The following is a 6,395-nucleotide window of genomic DNA, read 5'->3' on the forward strand; positions in this document are numbered from 1 at the left end:
AAAGCCGGCGGGACGTTGTACAACATTTAAAACCAACTAAATGGAAAGAAAAGAGCACAGAAATAAAATTGACAACGCACTCAAAGAAATCTTAATTCCATTCTTGCGTGAAAAAGGTTTTAAAGGCTCTCTTCCACATTTTAGAAGACAACAATCTGACAGAATTAATCTATTAACTTTTCAACATAGTTTATACGATACAAAATTTGTAATTGAACTAGCAAACTGTCCCCCAAATGGAATAACCACACATTGGGGAAAAGAAATACCAAAAAATAAAGTAACTGCACACGATATAGCATATAGAATGCGGTTAGGAAGTGAAAAATATAATAGTGATTATTGGTTCGATTATGGAAAAAGTTCATTATTCACAGATAATTATAAAAAAATTGCAAACGAAATAATAGAGCTTTGGAGCGAAGCAGAAAAATGGTGGGAAGAAAATCCAAATGAGCAAAAGGAATTAAAATAGTAAACGTCGTACAACAGCGGTTTTATGCAATGGCGGGGCTTGGGATTTTTTTGGGAAGTTTTTGCTCGCACTTTTTGTATTAAAATTCATGTATTTCTTTCACTCTTTTCGGTATATTTGTAAACGTCAGTAATAAAAAATCCGCCACTGACATAAAGCCGGCGGGACGTTAGCGGTCAGGCTCTGACGACACTCTACAACATAAACTTTGACAGTATGACAATTAAAAATAATACAGCATCGGTTAGACAAAAGGAGATAGTTTCCCAATATCTTCAAGAGCTTGACAAACATTTGACCGACCTTAAAAACGGAAAAGCTGAGAAGACTTTCGAAATAAAGGATTTAGCGGAGTTGTTGTTTGTAAGTCCTAAGCATTTAAGCAACACTATTCAGGAAGTATTGGGAAAATCTCCCTGTGATATTTATGAAGAACGGCTTATGGTAATTTCTAAAGAACTTTTGCTCACAACTAACAACACAATTTCACATATCGCACAGACACTGACTTTCGACCCTTCCAACTTCACCAAATTTTTCAAAAGTTATGAAGGCAAAACTCCTAAACAGTTTCGTGAGCTAAATTCAAGAACTGAACTTCACACCAAATAATAGGAACTTCTCACCATAACAAGACCATCCTTTATTTGCAACTTTGCATCAACAAATGCAAAAAGATTATGGCAAAGAAAATATTAATTACAGGTGCAAGTGGTGGGTTTGGAAAATTAACCGTATTGACACTATTACAAAAAGGGCATCAGGTAGCTGCTTCAATGCGTGACATTCACGGTAAAAACAAAAACGTTGCTGACGAACTGAGGAAAGCAGGTGCGAAAATCATCGAGATTGATGTTACAGATGACACAAGCGTAAACAACGGAGTACAAAAAGCTATTACAGACCTTGATGGCTTGGATGTTTTGATAAACAATGCGGGCTTGGGTGTTCTTGGAATGCAGGAGTTCTTTACCCCTGCTGATTTTCAAAAAGTATTTGACATCAATGTCTTTGGCGTTCAGCGAATGAACAGGGCTGTGGTTCCCTACTTCCGTGAAAAGAAAAACGGGCTGATTGTTTATACTTCCAGTTTACTAGGAAGAATTGCCTTACCATTTTATGGAGCCTATCAGTCTTCAAAATGGGCATTGGAAGCATTAGCTGAAAATTACAGAGTAGAACTTTCAGGTTTTGGAATTGAAAATTGCATTGTAGAACCAGGAGGTTACCCAACTGCATTCTCTGATAATTTATTAAGACCAAGCGACAACAGCCGTGAAGTGGGTTATGGTGATTTTGCAAAGGTACCAGAAGCAGCACTACACAATTTTGAAAATGTTTTAAAAAACAATCCGCAGCAAAATCCACAAAAAGTTGCAGACGCCTTTGCCGAACTTATAGAAAAACCTAAAGGCGACAAGCCATTCCGCACGGCTGTTGATTTTATTGGTATGGCGGACCACATTCAGAAATACAATGAACACCTTGAGCAGATTATGACTGGTCTGTACACCAACTTTGGGACACAGGGAATGTTGAGCGTAAGGAATTAAAAAGCCCGAACCGCTAACAAGGTATTGCCAAAATGGGGGCTGATGGAAGTAATTCAACAAGGGTTCTTCTATCAGCCTTTTTGCTATATTTGAACTGACGGTTTTCAAATGCCCCCACTTCGGCAATACCCAAACCGTTATGCACAATGTTGAAAAAACGAAATGAAAAACACACTAATCCAAATATTTATAATTATATTCCTTCTCACAAGTTGTGACTTAAAAACTGCTCCTGAATATGCTATGGAAGCTGAAGAACTTGAACAAGAAGGAAAATATAAAGAAGCAATTTTATTACTCGATAAAGCAATATCTAAAGATGACAAATTTATTGGAGCGTACATAAATCGTGGAGCTGACAAATCTGCATTAGGTGATTATGAAAAAGCGATTAAGGATTATGAAAAGGTTTTATCAATTAATCCAAATAATACTCTAGCTTTATTCAACATTGCTAATAATTATAAGCGCATCGAAAATTATAAAAAATCATTAGAGTATTACAATAAAGCCTTTACCTCAAAAGGTGGTGATAAATTTTATATGGATTTGGCAGATAATGACTTTGTTGATTTAGGGCATGATTTTGATGTTCCAGGAAAAGAAATTTTTTATGAACGAGGAATTACCCTTTTCCATCTAGGTAGTTTAAATAAATCTTATTCGGATTTCCAAAGCTCCATAAAACAAAAATATAATGTTGCGCAAAGTCACTATTGGATTGGATTTATTTATTTAAAAACAAATCAACGAGAATTGGCTTGCGAAAACTTTAATAAATCGAGAGATTTAGGAGACAAAGATGCGGAAGCGGAAATTATTAAATTTTGTGATAAGTAACAAAAAACACTGTGCATAACAGCGGTTTTGTGAAATGGCGGGACTTGGTGATTTTTTGTAATGGTTTGGTGCTTGCACTTCTCTCCTATTTAATCGCTATTTTCTTTAAAACTTTTCGGTATATTTGTAAACATCAGTAATAAAAATCCGCCACTTCACAAAGCCGGCGGGACGTTAACTGCAACCGTCGCATAACTAGCGTGAAAACGTTGCGCTTTAATCATTTTGCGTAATAAAAAACTTTACGTAATTAAATTTATTACTACTGCAAAGAAGAAACTCTTAACTGTAAATATATATTTCCTAACTGCGAAGAGAAAACTCTTAATTGCAAGTATGTATTTCCTAATTGCGAAGAGAAAACTCTTAACTGCAAGTATATATTTCCTAACTGCGAAGAGAAAACTCTTAACTGCAAGTAAATATTTCCTAACTGCGAAGAGAAAACTCTTAACTGCAAGTATATATTTCTTAACTGCGAAGAGAAAACTTTTAACTGCAAGTATATATTTCTTAACTGCAAAGATAAAACTGTTTACAGTAAGGAAATTTAAGAAGTCAAGAACGGCTGCAGTTAACAACGGTTTTATGCAATGGCGGCGCTTGGGATTTTTTTGGAAAGTTTTTGCTCGCACTTTTTGTATTAAAATTCACGTTTTTCTTTCACTCTTTTCGGTATATTTGTAAACGTCAGTAATAAAAATCCGCCACTGACATAAAGCCGGCGGGACGTTGTGCAACATTCTAAAAAAACGAAACGTAAGCAATGAGCAAGGTTATACTTCATATTTTAATCGTATCAATTTTGTTAGTTTCATGTGTTGAAAAACCAAATAAAACAGAAAATTTTCTTAATCAATACGACAAAATAAAACTTATATCATACAATAAGCATAGAGAGGTTTATTCTACGAACAATAAAATCAAAATTGCAAACAATACTATTAAAATACCAAACATCCAATATATTGATAACATAGTATTGAATAAAAAAAATTCAAAAAAGATATTTAATATTTTACTTTCAGAACAAAAAAAATGTTCGAGAGCTGATTGTTACAATCCAAGACATATATTATTATTTTATAAAAAAAATAATATAGTTGGGTTTTACGAGTTTTGTGCTGAATGCGGTGGAAGCGAGCAATCAAAAAACATCAACATACCCCCTATTTGCTCTGAACAAGGAGACGAACTCATTAAAGTTTTTAAAGAAATGAATCTTAAAAATGATGGTGAAGAAAGTGGAAACTATGAATATTTCTAAATTTATCAAAGAACGTCGCACAACAGCGGTTTTGCGAAATTTGGGCTTAAGGGCTTAATGGAAGGATCTTTTTGTATATTTGGCTTTAGTCCGAATGGAATGGTTTGGGGCAATATAAACCCAAACTTCGCAAAGCCGGCGGGACGTTAGCAGATATTTTGGACAAACGAGACGAACACAGCTATAAATGAGAATTTTAACGATTTTAGCGATATTTTTTATAGCATTAAGTTGTAAAAAAAATGAAGAAAAAACCAATCTCGATTCGGCTAGGATCGAGAACATAAATCAAATAGTAAAAGCAATAATAGTTCAGGACAGTTTGAAGATTCTAAAGACTGATAAAAACCCAATTGAGTTATTTGAAAATTTAAGAAAATTAAGAATTTACATTCCTACAAAGGAAGATATTGAAATTGGAGCTCCTCCACCTCCACCCACATATGCAATATCTATAAATCAAATAATCAAAACAAAAATTAAAGGCCAAAGATTTTTCTCAGCCAAAGATTCTTTAAATTTTATTAATCAATATCGAGAACTAGATAGCTTAAAAATAAATCCTGAAATATTGAGAAATGTAGTATCCACTTCAACCAAAAAGGCGAAACTTAAAACCAAAATTGACGAAGGATATTATTTTTGTGAAATGACAATTCCTCTTTTTTCAAAAGACACAAACAAAGCTTACGTAGAATTGGCTTATTATTGTGGCAGACTCTGCGGAGGTGGTAAATCAATCTTTTTGGAAAAAATAAATGGGGAGTGGAAAATAATTGAATCATACTCAACTTGGGTCAGTTAAAACATCTGCTAACAGCGGTTTTATGCAATGGCGGCCACAGTTCATAATTGAAAGAGCAGGAATCAAAAGTCTTTACCTCCCTTCTATTTTTTCTTTCTAACTTTTCGGTATATTTGTAAACATCTGTAACAAAAACCGCCACAGCATAAAGCCGGCGGGACGTTAGCAACAATGCACCCAAAAAACGACGAAAACAGGGATGAATGCAATAGAAATAAGAAATCTTATAATCAAAGAAGTAATCGCACCGGCTCTTAAAAAAATTGGTTTTAAAAAATCTGGGAATAATTTTTTTCAAGAAGGAGAACGATTTACAAAAGTTTTTTCAATTACAAATTCTTCGTGGAACGATAAAGATTGGGTTCAATTTAACTTAGATATTGGAATACTTTTTCATATTGCAAACGAAATTAATGGTCGAGAAATTAAGGTTTCAAATACAAGTTCTTGCCATTTTGAAATTAGTGTTTTGCAACTAAATGGTTCCGATCAATTATTTAAAATTGGGCCTGAAACAGAAATAAGCAATTTTCGAAAATACGTTGATGATACAATAAATGATTATGTAATTCCATTTCTAAATCATTACTCTAATATAGAGGACTGTACAGATTTATATTCTAAATATACAAGTCATGGTTGGGATATTAAGCCTTTTATTGGCTTAACATTAATTGAAAAAGGTAATATTGAAATTGGCACTAAACTTTTAGAGAAAATAAACCCAACATATAATGAGGAATTTAGACAAAAAATAATAAAACACCGAGATTTCCTTTTATCTAATCTTGAGAAAAAAATGTAATAAAATGCACTGTCGCTAACAGTGGTTTCATGAAATTGGGGCTTTAAGGCTAAATTTGAAGGTTATTTTATATATTTGACATCCGTGATAATGGAAAGGTTTGGGAACATATAAACCCCAACTTCATGAAGCCACGGGACGTTATGCGCAAGTTTGTTGCCAATCTAAATCTAAAAAAATGACAAAACTATTTGATAATTTATTTCAAAAAAGGATGTTCCTTTTAGTCTTATTAATTTATATTTTTTTCATTTTTTTTATAATGCCAAAAGATTATGGAATTAATAAAACAGTTGGGTGGGCTTGGGATTTTTACGAATTTTATAGTCCTCTAATTTTTATTTCCTTATTCTATCTTTTCTTTATATTTTACTCAATAATTGCTTTATGTAAATGGAAAACTAATAAGACAATATCAATAGTTCACTTTATTACAATACTGATATCTATATATTTTTTTGAATTTTATAGCTTCGGATTTTTACAACTTTGCAATTTTTTATCAATACTTTTATTTCTAATAAATATTATTTGGAGTTTTATCAATAGACAAAGTAATATTAAAACCAGCGCATAACAGCGGTTTTATGCAATGGCTGGGCTTGGGATTTTTTGCAAAGGTTTGTGCTCGCACTTTTTGTATTAAAATT

At 32.9% G+C, this 6,395-nt stretch carries 8 protein-coding genes; 7 read left to right on the forward strand and 1 reads right to left on the reverse strand.

Translation table 11 applies throughout. The features are described from left to right. The first annotated feature begins 40 nt into the window (after positions 1 to 40). The 4 genes from FCR2A7T_RS03355 to FCR2A7T_RS03370 all read left to right on the forward strand — a co-directional run bounded on the left by FCR2A7T_RS03355 (position 41) and on the right by FCR2A7T_RS03370 (position 2,868). Complete coding sequence (locus FCR2A7T_RS03355) at positions 41 to 475, forward strand: DUF4304 domain-containing protein (protein ID WP_023569868.1); 435 nt, start codon at positions 41 to 43, stop codon at positions 473 to 475. Positions 476 to 691: 216 nt separating this feature from the next. Further along, a complete protein-coding gene (locus tag FCR2A7T_RS03360; RefSeq protein WP_023569869.1) occupies positions 692 to 1,087 on the forward strand; it encodes a helix-turn-helix transcriptional regulator in 396 nt (131 codons plus the stop codon). A 68-nt stretch (positions 1,088 to 1,155) separates the two neighbouring features. Continuing rightward, positions 1,156 to 2,028 carry an SDR family oxidoreductase gene (locus FCR2A7T_RS03365; RefSeq protein ID WP_023569870.1) on the forward strand — a complete coding sequence of 291 codons (873 nt, stop codon included), beginning with the start codon at positions 1,156 to 1,158 and terminating at the stop codon, positions 2,026 to 2,028. Positions 2,029 to 2,190: 162 nt separating this feature from the next. Then, positions 2,191 to 2,868, forward strand: coding sequence for a tetratricopeptide repeat protein (locus FCR2A7T_RS03370; RefSeq protein ID WP_081709362.1), 678 nt, complete (start codon positions 2,191 to 2,193; stop codon positions 2,866 to 2,868). A gap of 242 nt (positions 2,869 to 3,110) precedes the next feature. On the opposite strand, the gene FCR2A7T_RS03375 is transcribed toward FCR2A7T_RS03370, so the two are convergent. Next, positions 3,111 to 3,503: a hypothetical protein gene (locus FCR2A7T_RS03375; RefSeq protein ID WP_131473140.1), complete on the reverse strand. Its 393-nt coding sequence runs from the start codon at positions 3,501 to 3,503 to the stop codon at positions 3,111 to 3,113. Between the two features lie 131 nt (positions 3,504 to 3,634). Here FCR2A7T_RS03375 and FCR2A7T_RS03380 point away from each other — a divergent pair, with 131 nt between their 5' ends. The 3 genes from FCR2A7T_RS03380 to FCR2A7T_RS03390 all read left to right on the forward strand — a co-directional run bounded on the left by FCR2A7T_RS03380 (position 3,635) and on the right by FCR2A7T_RS03390 (position 5,745). After that, positions 3,635 to 4,135, forward strand: a complete 501-nt coding sequence (locus tag FCR2A7T_RS03380; RefSeq protein WP_035117183.1) for a hypothetical protein — start codon at positions 3,635 to 3,637, stop codon at positions 4,133 to 4,135. A gap of 187 nt (positions 4,136 to 4,322) precedes the next feature. Next, entirely contained in the window at positions 4,323 to 4,940 is a 618-nt protein-coding gene (locus tag FCR2A7T_RS03385; RefSeq protein WP_023569873.1) for a hypothetical protein, read from the forward strand. Positions 4,941 to 5,139: 199 nt separating this feature from the next. Next, a complete protein-coding gene (locus tag FCR2A7T_RS03390) occupies positions 5,140 to 5,745 on the forward strand; it encodes a DUF4304 domain-containing protein (RefSeq protein WP_023569874.1) in 606 nt (201 codons plus the stop codon). Positions 5,746 to 6,395 lie beyond the last annotated feature (650 nt).

This window comes from Flavobacterium cauense R2A-7 (genome assembly GCF_000498475.1).
Lineage (GTDB): Bacteria > Bacteroidota > Bacteroidia > Flavobacteriales > Flavobacteriaceae > Flavobacterium > Flavobacterium cauense.

Coding starts and splice junctions, on each gene's coding strand:
- FCR2A7T_RS03360 (WP_023569869.1), top strand. CDS start 692: ATGACAATTAAAAATAATACAGCATCGGTTAGACAAAAGGAGATAGTT.
- FCR2A7T_RS03365 (WP_023569870.1), top strand. CDS start 1,156: ATGGCAAAGAAAATATTAATTACAGGTGCAAGTGGTGGGTTTGGAAAA.
- FCR2A7T_RS03390 (WP_023569874.1), top strand. CDS start 5,140: ATGAATGCAATAGAAATAAGAAATCTTATAATCAAAGAAGTAATCGCA.
- FCR2A7T_RS03355 (WP_023569868.1), top strand. CDS start 41: ATGGAAAGAAAAGAGCACAGAAATAAAATTGACAACGCACTCAAAGAA.
- FCR2A7T_RS03385 (WP_023569873.1), top strand. CDS start 4,323: ATGAGAATTTTAACGATTTTAGCGATATTTTTTATAGCATTAAGTTGT.
- FCR2A7T_RS03370 (WP_081709362.1), top strand. CDS start 2,191: ATGAAAAACACACTAATCCAAATATTTATAATTATATTCCTTCTCACA.
- FCR2A7T_RS03380 (WP_035117183.1), top strand. CDS start 3,635: ATGAGCAAGGTTATACTTCATATTTTAATCGTATCAATTTTGTTAGTT.